General features: G+C 40.3%; 14 protein-coding genes. 4 read left to right on the forward strand and 10 right to left on the reverse strand.

The features are described from left to right. Window positions 1–42: 42 nt before the first annotated feature. Both DK924_RS11935 and DK924_RS11940 read right to left on the reverse strand, forming a co-directional pair. Entirely contained in the window at window positions 43–2,559 is a 2,517-nt protein-coding gene (locus tag DK924_RS11935; protein WP_109875282.1) for an exo 1,3/1,4-beta-D-glucan glucohydrolase, read from the reverse strand. Between the two features lie 16 nt (window positions 2,560–2,575). Continuing rightward, the gene (locus tag DK924_RS11940; protein ID WP_109875283.1) at window positions 2,576–3,841 is read right to left on the reverse strand and encodes a sugar MFS transporter; all 1,266 of its coding nucleotides are present in this window, start codon (window positions 3,839–3,841) and stop codon (window positions 2,576–2,578) included. 250 nt (window positions 3,842–4,091) lie between these two features. Here DK924_RS11940 and DK924_RS11945 point away from each other — a divergent pair, with 250 nt between their 5' ends. The 3 genes from DK924_RS11945 to DK924_RS11955 are packed head-to-tail and all read left to right on the forward strand — an operon-like array spanning window position 4,092 to window position 7,786. Beyond that, the gene (locus DK924_RS11945) at window positions 4,092–5,426 is read left to right on the forward strand and encodes a GH1 family beta-glucosidase (RefSeq protein WP_109875284.1); all 1,335 of its coding nucleotides are present in this window, start codon (window positions 4,092–4,094) and stop codon (window positions 5,424–5,426) included. A gap of 15 nt (window positions 5,427–5,441) precedes the next feature. Further along, window positions 5,442–6,770: a glycoside-pentoside-hexuronide (GPH):cation symporter gene (locus DK924_RS11950; RefSeq protein WP_109875285.1), complete on the forward strand. Its 1,329-nt coding sequence runs from the start codon at window positions 5,442–5,444 to the stop codon at window positions 6,768–6,770. 11 nt (window positions 6,771–6,781) lie between these two features. Further along, complete coding sequence (locus DK924_RS11955; RefSeq protein ID WP_054202224.1) at window positions 6,782–7,786, forward strand: LacI family DNA-binding transcriptional regulator; 1,005 nt, start codon at window positions 6,782–6,784, stop codon at window positions 7,784–7,786. Window positions 7,787–7,804: 18 nt separating this feature from the next. Here the strand turns inward: DK924_RS11955 and DK924_RS11960 are convergent, their stop codons facing one another. The 5 genes from DK924_RS11960 to DK924_RS11980 are packed head-to-tail and all read right to left on the reverse strand — an operon-like array spanning window position 7,805 to window position 13,352. Next, window positions 7,805–9,766: a response regulator gene (locus DK924_RS11960; RefSeq protein ID WP_010390895.1), complete on the reverse strand. Its 1,962-nt coding sequence runs from the start codon at window positions 9,764–9,766 to the stop codon at window positions 7,805–7,807. Window positions 9,767–9,791: 25 nt separating this feature from the next. Beyond that, on the reverse strand, window positions 9,792–10,253 hold the full coding sequence (locus tag DK924_RS11965; protein ID WP_010390893.1) for a response regulator: 462 nt from the start codon (window positions 10,251–10,253) through the stop codon (window positions 9,792–9,794). A gap of 1 nt (window position 10,254) precedes the next feature. Next, on the reverse strand, window positions 10,255–11,739 hold the full coding sequence (locus tag DK924_RS11970) for an ATP-binding protein (RefSeq protein ID WP_109875286.1): 1,485 nt from the start codon (window positions 11,737–11,739) through the stop codon (window positions 10,255–10,257). 23 nt (window positions 11,740–11,762) lie between these two features. Further along, the gene (locus DK924_RS11975) at window positions 11,763–11,972 is read right to left on the reverse strand and encodes a hypothetical protein (protein ID WP_054202227.1); all 210 of its coding nucleotides are present in this window, start codon (window positions 11,970–11,972) and stop codon (window positions 11,763–11,765) included. A 39-nt stretch (window positions 11,973–12,011) separates the two neighbouring features. Continuing rightward, on the reverse strand, window positions 12,012–13,352 hold the full coding sequence (locus DK924_RS11980) for a sigma-54 dependent transcriptional regulator (RefSeq protein ID WP_010390890.1): 1,341 nt from the start codon (window positions 13,350–13,352) through the stop codon (window positions 12,012–12,014). A 225-nt stretch (window positions 13,353–13,577) separates the two neighbouring features. On the opposite strand from DK924_RS11980, the gene DK924_RS11985 reads away from it, so the two are divergent. Further along, window positions 13,578–14,096, forward strand: coding sequence for an NUDIX hydrolase (locus DK924_RS11985; RefSeq protein ID WP_054202228.1), 519 nt, complete (start codon window positions 13,578–13,580; stop codon window positions 14,094–14,096). A 4-nt stretch (window positions 14,097–14,100) separates the two neighbouring features. Here the strand turns inward: DK924_RS11985 and DK924_RS11990 are convergent, their stop codons facing one another. The 3 genes from DK924_RS11990 to DK924_RS12000 all read right to left on the reverse strand — a co-directional run bounded on the left by DK924_RS11990 (window position 14,101) and on the right by DK924_RS12000 (window position 16,285). After that, on the reverse strand, window positions 14,101–14,616 hold the full coding sequence (locus tag DK924_RS11990) for a YgjV family protein (RefSeq protein ID WP_109875287.1): 516 nt from the start codon (window positions 14,614–14,616) through the stop codon (window positions 14,101–14,103). Window positions 14,617–14,677: 61 nt separating this feature from the next. After that, window positions 14,678–15,244: a Crp/Fnr family transcriptional regulator gene (locus tag DK924_RS11995; protein ID WP_010390887.1), complete on the reverse strand. Its 567-nt coding sequence runs from the start codon at window positions 15,242–15,244 to the stop codon at window positions 14,678–14,680. Window positions 15,245–15,250: 6 nt separating this feature from the next. Continuing rightward, entirely contained in the window at window positions 15,251–16,285 is a 1,035-nt protein-coding gene (locus DK924_RS12000; RefSeq protein ID WP_109875288.1) for a nitronate monooxygenase family protein, read from the reverse strand. Window positions 16,286–16,475: the final 190 nt, after the last annotated feature.

Raw genomic sequence — 16,475 nt, forward strand, 5'->3', positions numbered from 1 at the left:
ATTTAGTACCTGCTTATTGATGGATTATTAATAGATTATTGACTACTTACAAGTAACACTACTTTGCTCGGCAGTATTCGCTGTAATAGCCAGCTTAGCTATAGATACATGCCAATCACCTTGCGTACTTAACTGCCAAGGGATGAACACTTGTGCTAAATCAACACCCTGCTCTGCAAAACAACTTAAGTTGATGTTTAATGTTTGCCATTGACCTGATTGCTCAAGGTTATCGGTAATATCAAACTTACCCTGACAACTTTCGCCACAGCCCATAGCAATCCACAGCGGGCTTGATGCCGCTTTATCTACTTTAATTTGCATTTGCAATTGGCCATTGTTTTCAACGTATGAGCGTAAGTCAGATGGGAATGCCGCGGCTAAATTAACCCCAGCCATCGCTTGGCCATTAAAACGAATAGCGCGTGCATCTTCTTGCACCTCTTTATCAAATGTTTGGATGCTCACCGCACCTAATGACTCGCGACTGCTCGCCACCGTTTTTTGTTGCCCGCCACTTTTTAATACCAACGACCATGGTGCTTTTATAGCACGTTCAAACAACACTAAGTCGTCCAATTGTTCAGTCTGTTGAGTTTGCTCTACCAAGTCATCTTTAAGTACGTTGCTATCACCGTAGGTTAAGCCAAAACCATAAGGAAGTAATGGGCTATAAACTTCGTCGTTGCGGTTTTCATTGTCGATTGGGTTATTCGGCCATGAAAACGATAACTTTCCTTTAAAGTCGTGGTTAATTGAACCGTCTGCATTTTTAAACAATACATCACTAATTGCATCACCTTCACTGCCTGGAAGCCAAATAGCAACAAACGCATCACTGGCATTTAGCTCAGCATTAACCCACATTGGGCGACCGCTAATAAATAATGATACAACAGGGATTCCTGCATCTTTAAACTTTCTCAGTAGCGCTAAGTCGCTTTTATTACCGCGCTGGTATTCTAGGTTATCAACATCACCATTACCCTCTGCATATGGTTGCTCACCAAACACCACAATGGCTACATCTGGGCGTGCTTTGTATTCCCCTTCAACACTCAGCATTGCACTGCCACCAGCTTGCTCTACAGTATCTTTAATACCTGCGTAAATAGAGCTGCCGCCAGGGAAGTCACTGTTGGTATTGCCTGTTCCTTGCCACGTAACGCTCCAACCACCCGACTGCATGCCGATGTTATCAGCCCCTATGCCTGCGACTAATACGTTGGTCTTAGGTGATAATGGCAGTAACTGCTGCTTATTTTTAAGTAATACCAAAGATTCGCGTACAGCTTGTTTAGCCACTGCACGGTGATCGCTACTACCAATAATTTCAGTTTTTCCAGAAAGAGGACGCTTCGCGGGGCTTGGTTTATCAAATAATCCTGCGCGCATTTTAACGCGTAGGATACGCGTTACCGCATCGTTAATTCTGCTTAGTGGAATTTCACCGCTATTAGCTTGGTTAACCAAGTTGCTAAATAGTGGTTTCCACTCATCTGGCGCCATGTACACGTCTAAGCCTGCATTAGCAGCTTGAGCACAGTTACTATTTGAACAGCCTTTAACTTGTCCATGGCCATTCCAATCGCCAACAACAAAGCCATCAAAACCCATTTTTTCTTTTAGTACATCGGTTAATAAGTATTTGTTACCGTGTATTTTATCGCCATGCCAGCTGTTAAACGAAGCCATAACCGTTTGCGCACCTGCACTCAAACCACCTACATAACCTTGTGCATGAAGCGCAAATAACTCTTCTTCAGAGGCGATATTATTACCTTGATCGTCGCCATTGACAGTACCACCATCACCTAAAAAGTGCTTAACGGTGCTAACTACTCGCGTATCCGACAAAAAGTCTTCATCAACAGCGCCTTGCAACCCTTTAACGATAGAAGCGGAATACGCTTTCACTATTTCAGGGTCCTCAGAGTACCCTTCGTAAGTACGGCCCCAGCGGTCATCACGAACCACCGCAACAGTAGGTGCAAATACCCAATCTATACCGGTAACCATTACTTCTCGCGCAGTAGCGGCGGCTATTTTTTCAATAAGTGCAGGGTTGTTTGCAGCACCTAAACCAATATTATGCGGAAATAAGGTGGCGCCAATAACATTGTTGTGTCCATGTACCGCATCAGTGCCCCACATTGTAGGGATTGTGCTGCCATCAAGGGAGTCATCAATCGATGCTTGATACATCTTTTCTGCTAAATCAACCCAATCTTCAGGGGTTGCATGCTTATTATTGTTTGGAAACGAACCACCGCCATTTAAGTAAGAACCAAAACCATACTTACGCATATCTTCAACCGTGATATTACGGATTTCAGGCTGGATCATTTGCGCTATTTTTTGCTCTAGCGTCATGCTCTTTAGCATATCAGCGATTTTTTGCTCCATTTGAGCATCGCTTTTAATACCTGTTTCTATTGTTGGCCAAATTTCTTTTGGACTTGTCGTATCACTAGCACTGTTAGAGGGTTGCGAACAACCGCTGCTGGTTATTACTGCTAGCATCAGCGCAGTGATTGAAAAAGTGCGTTTAATAATCATAGCATTCACCTAAAACTCAAAGAGGAGTTGACGTTGTTTTTTTTGCACCAAACAGCGCGAAATAAGTAATATATAAATAGCAACCAATGGGCAAAATAAGAGCTAATTGCACACCGATGCTATCAGCTAGCATACCTTGTAATAACGGAATAATGGCACCGCCAACAATCGCTAAACATAAAATACCCGAACCCTGCGAGGTGTATTTACCAAGCCCCTGCAGTGCTAAACTAAAAATAGTAGGAAACATAATTGAGTTACATAATCCAACTAATAAAATAGCCCACATAGCCAGTGACCCTTGACCCGTCATAGCAATTAACACAAGTAAGCCTGCTAAAATACCGTGACAAGCTAATACTTTGGCTGCGTTTAATTTTTGCATAATCGCGGCGCCAGCAAAGCGCCCTATCATTGCACCTGCAAAATAATAGCTAATGTAATGTGCTGCTTGTTGCTCTGGTAAGCCTGCAATATGATCAAGGGTTAAAAAGCCAACTAAAAAACTACCTATGGCCACTTCAGCCCCTACGTAAACAAAAATACCAATCGCGCCTAAAATAAGGTGACGATATTTCCATACACTGCCTAAATCAACAAACTCAGTGTCACCTTGGTTTTCTGCTTCACTGTCAATCGCTTTACCTAATTTAGGTAACTTTAAAAAAGCAAAAATAATCGCCAATGTTAATAAACTTGCACTGAGCATTAAATAAGGAAACTTAACTTGTTCTGCTGTAGCTTGACTAATTTCTGACAAAATTAACCAACTACCAAACAATGGCGCAACAGTTGTACCTAAAGAGTTAAAAGCTTGAGTCATAGTTAAGCGCGAAGACGCTGTTTTTGCAGGCCCTAATACGCTTACATAAGGGTTGGCAGAGACTTGTAAAATAGTGATCCCTGAAGCAAGTACAAACAAAGCAAGTAAAAATAGCTCGTAAACATGTGCCTCTGCAGCGGGGTAAAATAGTGCACACCCTATCGCAGCAACAACCAAACCAACAACAATACCAAATTGGTAACCTATTTTACTGACCAGCTTCCCTGCAGGAATTGACATAACAAAGTAGGCACCAAAAAAACAAAATTGTACCAACATTGCTTGGGTGTAATTAAGGGAGAACATTCCCTTTAAATACGGAATTAAAATATCGTTTAGGCAAGTTAGAAAACCCCACATAAAAAACAAGGTCGTAAGCGATGTTAACGCAAAGGTGTGTGTAGCCCCTGGTTTTTGGCTGTTTTCTGCTGCCGGTAGTGGCTGTGTGATATGTGCCATAGTATAATCTCTAATTATTTTTTAATTATCAGATTGTTACCTCTATTTTATTGCGTTTAGTAAAACTTAAAATGCAGATAATAGTTGCAACACCAAATGTAAGCGCTTACATTTATAGCATATAGAGAAAATTTATCAATTTATTTACAAAAATATTGTAAGCGCTTACATTGTTGTATTATGCAATTTATATTGCTTAGCTCTACTGTAAAGCTCATTATTATTTGCAAGCTTAAGGACGTATCTCATTGTGTTTAAAACAATCTCCTTACCAGGCACGTCAGCCCTCTTAAAGCCGCCGTTTATTTTTGGGGTTGCTACAGCCTCTTTTCAAATAGAGGGAAGTTACGATACCCGCCTCCCCTGTATTTGGGATACTTTTTGTAACAAACCAAACACCATTGCAGATAACAGTAACGGCAACCAAGCATGTAAACACATAGAATATTGGCAACAAGATGTACAAATGATTGCTGATTTAGCTGTAGACGCTTATCGTCTTTCGATTTCTTGGCCACGCGTTTTACACCAAGATGGCAGCTTGAATATTCAAGGAATGTCGTTTTATAAATCGCTATTACAAGCTTTAAAAGCGCGTAACATTAAAACTTATGTCACTTTATATCATTGGGATTTACCACAGCATTTAGAAGACAACGGTGGTTGGCTAAATCGCGATACCGCGTATCAATTTGCTCATTACACTCACATAGTAACTCAACAACTAAAGGGCTTAGTTGACTCTTATGCGACCTTAAATGAGCCTTTTTGTAGTGCCTACCTAGGCTATGAAATAGGGGTACATGCACCAGGCATAAAAAGTCAAAAAGCAGGACGCCAAGCAGCGCACCACTTACTGCTTGCCCATGGACTCGCAATGCAAGTGATACGTAAGAATTGCCCCACGATAGAAGCCGGTATAGTACTTAACTTTAGCCCAACCTATCCGCTTACCACTGCTGATCAACGCGCTGCTAAATTAGCTGATGACTATCATAACCAATGGTATATACGGGCAGTACTAGAGGGCTGTTACCCTGAAGTGATTAATGAGCTTGCAAATGATGCAAAGCCCCATATTAGTGATGGAGATATGGCAATTATTAGCCAAAAGATCGATTTTTTAGGGGTTAATTACTATACTCGTATTCATTACAAAAATACCCCAGATCATTGGTTTAGCGAAGTTTCTTTAGAGAATGTTGCCACCACCGATATGGGCTGGGAAATATACCCGCAGGGATTGTGCGAATTACTGCTTTCACTAAATGATCGTTACACTTTACCTAAGGTATATATAACAGAGAACGGTGCAGCGATGGCTGATATATTAATAAATGGTAAAGTAGATGACATACAACGTATCAATTATTACCATACCCATCTTAATGCCGTTCATAATGCAGTTGAGCAAGGCGTTAATGTACAAGGCTACTTTGCATGGAGTTTAATGGATAATTTTGAATGGGCCTATGGTTATGAAAAACGCTTTGGGCTAGTCTATGTTGACTACCAAACTCAACAACGTACCTTAAAACAAAGCGCAATTGCGTATCGTGATTTTCTTAAACAGCGCCAAAAATAATAACGAGTGGCTTTTATGCTGAGTAAAAAAGAAAAAATAGCTTACGGCCTAGGTGACACGGCCAGTAATATTATTTTTCAAACCGTAATGCTGTTTTTAACTTTTTTCTACACTGATATTTTTGGTATTTCGCCTGCTGTTGTGGGCACCCTTTTTTTAGTAGTTAGAGTTATTGATGCAGTAACTGATCCAATAATGGGCGCACTCACTGATGCCACTCATACTAAATACGGTAGCTACCGACCCTACCTACTTTGGCTTGCCATCCCTTTTGCCGTTATAAGCGTGATTACTTTTACTACCCCTGAGATGGATGACGCCAACAAAATTATTTACGCCTTCGTTACCTACACCCTGCTAATGTTAGTTTACACCGCAATTAATATTCCTTATTCGGCACTTGGCGGCGTATTAAGTGGCAATCCCAACGAACGTGTCTCCATTCAATCATACCGGTTTGTATTTGGCATGTTAGGTGGTTTACTGGTTACAAGCTGCACCTTGCCTTTAGTAAAATGGTTTGGCAATGGTAATAACGAAATGGGCTATCAACTCACCATGCTGGTTATGAGTTGCCTAGGTGTGGTGTTATTTTTAATTTGTTTTCGTTACACCAAAGAGCGAGTGAGCAATCCACCGCATAAATTATCTTTAAAAACACAACTTCACGTTTTATGGCAAAATCAGCCGTTTAAAATCTTGTGTATGGCAGCGCTGGTATTATTAACCAGTATGGTATTGCGCACAACGTTGGCTATTTACTATGTAAAATATGTTCTTGGCAAAGAAGATTTAATCACCGAATTTGTAACCTTAGGTATGATTGGTAATATTTTAGGCTGCGCTTGCGCACAACCTTTAAGTAAACGCCTTGATAAGAAAGCGGCTTATGTTTATCTGCAATATATTTCCGCCATATTGAGCTGCATTGCCTTTTTTGTTCCTAATGAACACGTTTTACTAGCGTTTTTAGTGTATTTTTTATGGTGTTTTTTCACTCAAATGGCAACGCCTTTATTATGGGCAAAAATGGCTGATACTATTGATTACGGAGTCTGGCAAAATGGCCTTCGACTCACGGGTTTAGTTTACGCAAGCATCGTATTTTTTATCAAATTGGGGCTTGCATTAGGCGGAGCGATTGCCGGTTGGTTACTTGCTTATTATCAATATCAAGCCAATGTGGAATTAAGCGAGGCAACTAAAAATGGTATTTTAACCTCATTCACACTTTACCCTGCGATTGGTAGTGTACTTGTGGCATTAATAATGAGTAAATACAGCCTAGACAATAGAACCATTAAAAAAATCACTGCCGATTTAACACAGAAAAGCAATTTGTAGCAAGGAATAGTATGGCCACCATTTATGAAGTGTCAAAGCTTGCAGGGGTGTCACTTGCCACTGTTTCAAGAGTAATGAACAACAATGCAAACGTAAGTGATGCAACCAGAAAAAAAGTCACCTTAGCCATGGAAGAGCTGGGCTACCGCCCTAACTCTATTGCGCAATCACTGGCTTCTAATTGCTCGAATAGTGCGGGCTTGTTAGTTTCAGAGCTTAAGGGGCCGTTTTATGGGCCGATGATGAGCGGTATAGAGAACACCCTAAGAAATCAAGGTAAACACGTTATTATTACCGCAGGCCACAGTGACGCAGAGCGAGAGCAACAAGGCATCGAATTTTTAATTAGCCGTAACTGCGACGCACTTATTTTGCATGTTGAAGCTATTAGTGATGAATACTTAATAAAACTCAGTAAAGGCAAAACCCCGTTTGTTTTGCTAAACCGCTATATTGAAGAGCTCGCCGACCGCTGTATTATTCTTGATAATACTAAAGGCGGCTATTTAGCCACTAAATACATTATTGAATCGGGCCATAAAGACATTGCCTATATTAGCGGTCCACTTTGGAAGAAAGATGCCCAAGAACGCTTAAATGGGCATAAACAAGCGCTTGATGAATTCGCCATTAAATTTGATGAAAATAATTTATTTGAAGGTGACTTTGTAGAAGAAAGTGGCTACGAAGGCTTCGCTACACTTTATAAAAACAACCCCGCCTTTACCGCCTTGGTGTGTGCCAATGACGAAATGGCCACCGGTGCTATGGTGAGTGCCAGGGAGCATGGTATACAACTACCTTCGCAGCTTTCCATTATTGGCTACGATAACGTGTTTTTTACCCGTCACGTTTACCCTCCGTTGAGCACTATAAATTACCCTATAGATGAAATGGGAAAAGTGGCTGCACAGTGGGTACTTAGCCATGTGTATCAAAAAAGCGTACACCCCATTCAAACGTTATTTGAGCCCGAGCTAGTTATACGCCAATCTGTGGTTAAACCTTTAGTATAAAGGGAAGCAAAAAGGGTGTTAAACAAGCTGATTGAGCAATGCTAAATTTATTGGTTTTAGCAATACTTGCTCTATTTCTAGTTGCCTGATATGCACAGCATCAGGCTCCATACCACTAATAATAACGCGCTTAATATCAGGGTAATGCTGCTTAATAAACCCTGCCAGCTCTAAACCGGTTCCATCTGGCAAATGCATATCGAGCAATACTTTATCGTAATTACTGTTATGTTCAAGCCTTGCTTTACAGTCTTTAACACTTGTTGCTATATCGGTATCTACATCCAAGCTTTCTAGTAATAGCTGGGTAATTTGCGCGGCATCAGCATCGTCTTCTACTAATAAAAAGCACTTTTTATCATTACTTGGTTTAGGTGCTGGCTGAACCAGCGTAGCTGATTGTTCTTTTTGCCCGAGCCTTAACTCTAAGCATTGATAAAGCAAGTTGGAATCGACAGGTTTGGCAATCATATCGTCAAACCCTAACGCATTGAGTTCGCTATGAATGCCTTTCATAGTCGCAGCAGTTAAGGCTATGATTGAACCTTTAAAACCTAGCTTTCTAAGCTCAATAGCAGCTTCTTTTCCGCCCATTACTGGCATATGGATATCTAAAAATATAATATCGTAGGTTGCGTGCCCGTCTGCTAGCTGTTTTTTTACTTTTTCAAGCGCTTGCTTACCATTATCAGCATAATCGACCGCAGCGCCTGCTGAACCGATTAAGTGACCAACTAACACACGTAAATCGCGTAAATCATCAACCACCAACACCTTACCGCTCACTTGGCAGGGTGCTACTTTTTGCTGCATATTGGGGGTTAAATCAAGTTTTAATAAATTGCGCTCTACCTGTCTGATATCACCAGGATATAAAGAAATGGTAAAGGTTGACCCTTTACCTACGTGAGAGTCTAATGAAATATCCCCCTGCATACGACTAAGTAGTTCAGAACAAATAGCTAAACCTAAGCCTGCACCACCGACTGAACGCGACTCTACATCAGCTATTTGCTCAAAAGGCTTAAAGATGAGAGCTTGTTTTTCTGGAGCAATGCCTAAGCCTGAGTCTTTAATACTAAAAAATAGCATTTCACGCTCATTGACTACTTCAGTCCACGCGTTAACCACAATCTCGCCTTGCTCAGTAAATTTAATCGCGTTATTGATCAGGTTAATAAGAATTTGTCGAACTCGAGTGGCATCTACACGAATGACTAGTGGTAAAGGCTCCAGTGATTCAAACTTTAGTGATAAGCCTTTATCGAGTGCCGATACGCGCATTAATGTAAATACGTCGGCCATTAAGCTATCAAGGTTAACCTCCCCTAAACTCAGTTCGAGTTTATCGACAGCAATTTTAGATAAATCTAAAACATCATTTAGTAAGCTTAATAAATGCTTACCATTACGATAAATCACACCGAGCTCGTTTTCAGCCTGCTTGTTAAAGTCACTGAGCATCAACAACTCGGTATAACCTAAAATAGAAGATAGCGGTGTTCGCAATTCGTGGCTTAAATGTGCTAAAAAGCGATCTTTTGAACGGTTTTCAGCCTCGGCTTTTAAGCGTTCCACTCGCTCATCTTCTACATCACGGCGCGCTAATGCGTAGCGAATAGAGCGAGCAAACCGGCTACCACTCATTTCGTTTTTAACTAAGTAATCAACAGCTCCGGCATCAAGCGCAGCTGAATCGAGGGCATCGTTTGACTGCCCTGTAAGCATAATAATAGGCCCACAAAAACCATTTTTAAGCGCTTGTTTTAAAACACTTAAGCCATCAGATGCCCCTAAGCGATAATCAAGCAAGCAAATATCATGTTGATTTTTACTCAACACTTCCACCGCCTGCTCAGGAGAGCTTATCCAGTCTATGTCAAACACATGGGAACTGAGCTGCTCTAAATAGTCACGAGTTAAAATATAATCATCTTCATCGTCTTCAACCAATAGCAGTTTCGTTGCCTTTGCTAACATAGCGTCTCCTGTTTTAATAATATGCTTAATCGTTAAACGTGCTTGGTAGCTCTACAAACTCAACCCAGTATTTACCCAGCGTTTTCATCAACTCAACTAACCCGTCAAACGTAACCGGCTTAGTTATGTAAGACGCAGCGCCTAGGTTATAACCTTTAACCATGTCTTCTTCTTGCTTAGATGTGGTTAAAATTACCACTGGAATGCCTTTTAGGTTTGGATTTGCCTTAATAGCTTCAAGCGCTTCACGACCATCCATTCTCGGCATGTTTAAATCAAGTAAAATTAAGCCTGGTCTTGGCGAGATGCTTTTATCTACAAACTTGCCTTTGCGCTCTAGGTACTCTAAAAGTTCAACACCGTCTTCAACAAAATGTAATTCATTTAAAACGCGACTTTCAGCAAGCGCATCTTGGGTTAATAAACGATCATCTTCATCATCGTCTGCCATCAAAATGGTAATCGGTTTTACGTTTGTTAATGGCATATTATGCCTCTCCTTGTAATGTGAATAACTCTGCATCCACAGGTAATTTAATGATGAAAGTTGCCCCCTCACCTAGGGTGCTTATCGCAGCAATAGAGCCGCCGTGGCGTTCTACAATTCGACGACATACAGATAAACCAATACCCGTTCCTTTATATTCTGAACGGCCATGCAAACGTTGAAATGGTACAAATATTTTATCCGCGTACTCATCAGAGAAGCCGATACCATTATCTTTTACGGTAATGACATGCCAACATATTTCACTGTTATGATCTTCACTAAACTCACATACTCGTTCAAAGTCAACATTAACAACCGGGTCAACGTTAGGCGCTCTGAACTTCACTGCATTGGAAATTAAGTTTAAAAACAGCTGATGCATTTGACTCGGATCTGCCTGAATAATGGGCATATCAACCGTAACAACCTGTGCATTACACTCATTAATCGCTATTTCTAAATCACCTTTTATATCATTCAGAATGCTGTTTAAATCGGTATCGGTAAAATCTTTACCTCGGGTTGTTACTCGAGAGAACTCTAATAAATCATTAATTAAATTAGACATCCTTTGTGCGGCATTTTTCATGCGGGCAATATAATCTGCGCCTTTTTCACCTAATTCGTCTTTAAACATGCTTTCAAGCCGGTCACTAAATGCTTGAATTTTCCTTAACGGCTCTTGCAAATCATGGCTAGCAACAAAAGCAAACTCTTCTAACTCTCGGTTACTGCGACTCAATTCATCAGAATACAAGGTAAGCTCTTGAGTACGTTCAGTCACTTTACTGGCTAAAGTTTCATTTTGCATTTCAAGCTCGGCACGATACTCGGCCGCATTTTTTAAATTCAACCTAGCTAATAAAAACATACCCAAAATCAATAATGCGCTGGTAACTGCAGTAATACCAAAAGTGATTTTAGCTTCTTTTTTAATTTGTGCTAATTTCGAAAAGTGACTGACTTTAAACAGCAATTCGCGTTCTTGAATGTCACTAACCAATGTGCGAATTTCTCTGTAAAGATCACGCCCTTCATGTGTATTGAGCCTCAGAAGTGCACGCTTTTCCTTATCGTTTAATGCTAATTCAACCGTTTTTTTCAGCTCAGCTATTTTAGCTTCAACCAAGAGTAACAGCTGTGCAATACGCTCAGCCTGCCCGTCAATTTCAGAATGTAAGGCGCTCACATGGTTCGTTTGAGACTTTATTTGTGCGATAGCATCGTAGTAAGGCACTAAATAATCATCCGTTTGAGTTAATAAATACCCACGCTGCCCCGACTCAGCTTGCACTACCGAAAGGTGCAATTGCTCTATCGCCGTGCTTAACATATTAGTGTTATCTAAACTTTGCTGAGTACGCGATAACCCTTGAATAGTGTTAATGGCTAAAAAAGCATTACCCACAATAATACACAGCACTATGGAAATAAATAACGCCCATACTACATTTGCTTTGCCTTGCTGTTTGCGTTTAATCATTTATCATCCTGAATTAATTAGGGTTACTTCGATTCTGAAATAAGCTGCAAACTGTCACTGCACGCTTGGCAATTAGCAATTATTTTATCCAATGCGGCGAGTGCTTTATCTTTTGGCATATCGTTTTCAAGTACTAGCTTAATTAGCTCAGCATTCATCGAAATACGGTTTAGCGGCGCACGTGCGTCGTGTACCAGCTCATTCAAAGGTTTTGCCTGTTGTGGTAATGCCATTAAAGTCCTCGTTTTGTTGTTATTAAATTTGCATGCTGGTTATTTGTATTCGCCAATACCACCATAAGCATTTAAACGGTTGTATAAGGTTTTAGTACTAATGCCTAACATTTGTGCCGCTAATGTTTTATTACCTTGTACCTTATCGAGCGTGGCATGAATAAGCTCTTTTTCAACTTCTTCAATTGTTTGCCCTGCTGATACCTGTTTGTCCTCAGATTGAGTATTAACCCTTGAAAAAGGTGACTCTAAGTTATCAGGTAAACTAATTGTGCTTGTTTGCGGGTCGCTCATAATAAAAGCGCGATGAATAGCATGGCGAAGTTCACGTACGTTACCTGGCCAGTCGTATGTTTGTAGCTCTTTAAGCTGTTCGTTAGCCCAGGCAAACGCTGTACCATTTTCATCGTTCAACTGACCTAAAAACGCTTTTGCGAGTAATGGAATATCTTCTTTTCGCTCTCGTAGTGGCGGTATATCAATTGGAAAAACAGCCAGTCTAAAGTAAATATCTTCACGTAAAATATTATTCTGCGCTAAATCGGTAAGGGAGCGGTTAGTCGCTGAAATAACACGGCAATTTACTGGTAACTCACGATTACCGCCTACTCGTGTTACTTTTTTAGTTTCAAGTACACGCAGTAAGTTAGGCTGCATATCAATCGGCATTTCGGTGACTTCATCAAGAAATAACGTTCCGCCGTCTGCTTGTTCAAACACGCCCTCTTTACGAGCAATGGCACCGGTAAATGCGCCTTTTTCGTGGCCAAATAATTCACTGCCAATAAGCTCTTTTGAAAGCGCCCCACAGTTACTCGCCACCAGTGGACCTTCGCATTTACTAGCATTATGAATAGCTTGGGCTACCACCTCTTTACCTGAGCCACTTTCACCCATAAGCATAACATTAGCATTGGTTTTAGCTACACGCTCTATCATCGTATAAAGCTGTTGCATGGGCGCAGACTCGCCAATAAGCGTGTCAAAATGATGAGTAATAGCGGCGCTTTTCGCTTTTTTTACTGTTTTTTTAGGGCCATTTAAAACCAGTTCTAAGTCTTCGCGTTGCAGCGGTTTTAATAGATGCGACACATTAGGCTCACACATCTCAGCTAAAATACCTTTAACCGAAGGGTGACCTGAAATAAGGGTGACTTTAGGCGATTGACCAATCATTTTTAAGTGATCCAGCAAGTGCAAACCACTGCCATCAGGTAACATAAAATCGAGCAGCACATGATCAAAGGTGTTATTTTCAAACCATTGATGCGCTTCTTTTAAACTGGTTGCTGTATTAATGTTGTGGCCAAGAAACTCAACAATATGGCAAATAACATCACTGAATTCGACGTCGTCATCGACTAAAAGTATATTTAACATGAATAATCCCTGTGCTTTTTCACCATTCTACTTACCCTTTAATGTAAATGAAAGATATACATAATTAAGGTACAAAATGCAGCTGTTTTATTTTTAATCCACTAGTTTAATCATAAGTAGCTGTATAGGCGCTGAAATAGCGCTATTTTATGAGGCTTATTAAATCTCTATTAAAGCAATTAATATAACCAACTGATATAATTTATTTTTATTACAGGAGTTGTTATGCGCTTATTAAAAACCTACATTCATCCCTCAATCAATATTGAGCAAGGTCGTCAATTTTCTCGCCCAACCGCTCGCGCTATTGCATTTAAGCAACAACACATTTTACTTATGTATACTCAGCGCTACGACGACTTTAGCTTACCTGGCGGTGGGATTGACTCACATGAAAGCATAGAGCAGGGATTGATCAGAGAACTAAGTGAAGAAACTGGCGCACAAAATATAAAAGTATGTAGCGAGTTTGGGCTTTACGAAGAGTACCGCCCTTGGTACAAAGATGACTTTGATATTATTCATATAGAATCATACTGCTACCTCTGCCAAATTGATGAGCAACTAGGCCAAGCACAGCTTGAACACTACGAACAACAAAATGGCATGCAGGCTAAATGGGTTGATATTTTCCAGGCGATAGCCCATAACGAACGCACACTTGCAAACAGTGACAAGCAAGGGCTATCGATTATTCGCGAAACTTACCTACTAAAAGCCATTGCGGCACAATTTTTTACCTAAGTGTTTAGGGTTGCGTTTGCGGTTCGCTCAGCGATTTTTTACCCACATAAAAGCGGTATAATCCCAGTAAGTTACTACTTAAAAATAGGCTTTCCATGATTATTGCCACTGGCGAGCTGGCGAAAATATTATGTGTTATCCAAAAAGAGGTTCCCACCACCATACATAACCTTAAGTGCAAATCTCGATTTTGAAATGAAGCGATAGTTTGTATTAATGTCGCCACCAATGCAAAAGCACTAAACCAATCTTGCCAAGTAAAATAAACGGCTAAGCAGCTTACAGCCATAAACCCAAACATAGCCCAAGTATGCTTAAAGTAAATACAGTAAAAATAACGCACCGCGGCAATAAACATTAAGCAGCCGGCACTGTTATAGCCCAATATAAAGAAGTGAGCAGAGGTTAATAATACTGAGGTAAATAAACAGCTTAAAATAATTCGTCGGGATTTAAACTGAAATGAAGCTAAGTCGAGTAAAGTGGCAACTGCAACCAACGATTGGGCAATTAAAAACATAACACTCCAAGGCATTAAGGCTTAAAAATGGGGAGTGTATAGTGCTTTATAAAAACAGCACTTAACTTAAGTTAAGTCGCTTACGAATTCGTGATAACGAAATAGCCGAAATGCCTATATACATTGCCACTTGGCTTAAACTTAACTGCGCCAACCAATGAGGTTTATGTTTGAGTAAATAGCAGTAACGCTGCTCGGGACTATTGAGTAATAAAAATGCTTCTTTGGCTTCTTTAAAAATAAGTTGCTGTGCAATAAGCTGCTGCTTAATCAGTTGATACTGTGCTTGCTCAAATAGTGTTAGTGGTACTTTAATTACATTGGCTTCGTTAATCACTTTTAATTGATAAAACGCAGGAGTTGAGGTCATCCAATTGGCAAACAGCAAAGCAAATTCATTTTTAAAATAAAACTCTTTACACTTTTGCACGCCGTCAATGTCGTCATGAATAGCGCCTAGAACCCCGTCCACAACTAAATACCCATAACTTTGCAGATCGCCTTGTTGCACTAATACGGTATTGGGCGCTATTAGTTGCTGAGGATACTTACCAGCCAATTGCACTTTAAACTTGTTTACTAGTGCTTCATAACTGTCGCCAAGCGATAAAAGTGGATTATCAGACATTAAAAATTACCATTTTTTCATTAAAGCATGTGTAATATCAGCCGCTGATACACCCACCCTAGGAATATATTTTTGGCCACACCATAAAGGAGAAAAATCACTTTTAGCACTTTTTTCAGCTAGAGTTCTTAAGGCTGTTATTGCACTGCTGGCATGTGGAAACGCAGGAACGCCCTTTGGTATAGCACCTAGCTCTTGCATTACTCGATTTTTAATACCCCGAGCAGCTCTACCAGAAAACAATGTAGTCAGTGTAGTCTCGTCTTGTTGTTGATCTAAAATAGCCTGTTGATGCAAAGTTGATGTTGTTGCCTCCTTACATAGTAAATAAGCGCTCCCTACTTGTACAGCACTCGCTCCTAACGCTTTAAACCGCTGTACATCATCGGCTGAAGCAATGCCACCAGCAGCAATAATAGGCAGTGATATATGCTCAACACAACGTTTAATTAACTGCTCAGTAGTTTGTTGTAAGCTTAAATCCATTGATAAAAAATGCCCTCGATGGCCACCAGCTTCTATACCCTGAGCAATAATCCCATCAGCGCCATTTTCACTAAGCCAAATAGCTTCATCTAAAGTGGTAGCCGTTGAAATTACTTTAGTGCCCCAGCTTTTTATTTGCGCCACAATAGCTTGCTTAGGTAAACCAAAATGAAAACTAACTACTGCTGGCCTATAGGGGGCAATAATATCAACAACCGATTGATTTATAGGTTGACGGGAAGCCCCTGCAGTTAAACTTTGCGGGTCAATTTCATACTCTGCAAAATAAGGTGCCAGCATATTATGCCATAGCTGCTTTTGTTCGTTCGTGTAATCAGCAACCCTATGACAAAAAAAGTTAAGATTAAAAGGTTTCGTTGTTTTTTGGCTAAGTACTTCTAGCTGCTCAATTAATTGTGCTGGTGATAACATGGCGCAAGGCAAAGAGCCTAACCCTCCAGCCTCACTCACAGCAAGAGCAAGTTGCTCATTTTGAACACCCGCCATAGGTGCCTGAATTATCGGTAAAGCGGTATTAAACAATGATGGCTTCATTTGAACTCTCCCTGTAACTTTTTCAACAACTTGCACTATTTACCGAACCATAGCAAAAACAACAAGCAAACAACATCTAGATTTTAGTCACAAGTAATGTAAAAACCATTACTAACAGATAGTTATGACTTTTTAATATCTAGAAACTAACTGGCTTTGGTTTTGCACCTATCCTATTACATAATTTGTT

The sequence above is a fragment of the Pseudoalteromonas sp. meg-B1 genome, from assembly GCF_003173795.1.
Lineage (GTDB): Bacteria > Pseudomonadota > Gammaproteobacteria > Enterobacterales > Alteromonadaceae > Pseudoalteromonas > Pseudoalteromonas undina.

Coding starts and splice junctions, on each gene's coding strand:
- DK924_RS11985 (WP_054202228.1), top strand. CDS start 13,578: ATGCGCTTATTAAAAACCTACATTCATCCCTCAATCAATATTGAGCAA.
- DK924_RS11970 (WP_109875286.1), bottom strand. CDS start 11,739: ATGATTAAACGCAAACAGCAAGGCAAAGCAAATGTAGTATGGGCGTTA.
- DK924_RS11995 (WP_010390887.1), bottom strand. CDS start 15,244: ATGTCTGATAATCCACTTTTATCGCTTGGCGACAGTTATGAAGCACTA.
- DK924_RS11960 (WP_010390895.1), bottom strand. CDS start 9,766: ATGTTAGCAAAGGCAACGAAACTGCTATTGGTTGAAGACGATGAAGAT.
- DK924_RS11940 (WP_109875283.1), bottom strand. CDS start 3,841: ATGGCACATATCACACAGCCACTACCGGCAGCAGAAAACAGCCAAAAA.
- DK924_RS11980 (WP_010390890.1), bottom strand. CDS start 13,352: ATGTTAAATATACTTTTAGTCGATGACGACGTCGAATTCAGTGATGTT.
- DK924_RS11935 (WP_109875282.1), bottom strand. CDS start 2,559: ATGATTATTAAACGCACTTTTTCAATCACTGCGCTGATGCTAGCAGTA.
- DK924_RS11990 (WP_109875287.1), bottom strand. CDS start 14,616: ATGTTTTTAATTGCCCAATCGTTGGTTGCAGTTGCCACTTTACTCGAC.
- DK924_RS11955 (WP_054202224.1), top strand. CDS start 6,782: ATGGCCACCATTTATGAAGTGTCAAAGCTTGCAGGGGTGTCACTTGCC.
- DK924_RS11975 (WP_054202227.1), bottom strand. CDS start 11,972: ATGGCATTACCACAACAGGCAAAACCTTTGAATGAGCTGGTACACGAC.
- DK924_RS11965 (WP_010390893.1), bottom strand. CDS start 10,253: ATGCCATTAACAAACGTAAAACCGATTACCATTTTGATGGCAGACGAT.
- DK924_RS11950 (WP_109875285.1), top strand. CDS start 5,442: ATGCTGAGTAAAAAAGAAAAAATAGCTTACGGCCTAGGTGACACGGCC.
- DK924_RS12000 (WP_109875288.1), bottom strand. CDS start 16,285: ATGAAGCCATCATTGTTTAATACCGCTTTACCGATAATTCAGGCACCT.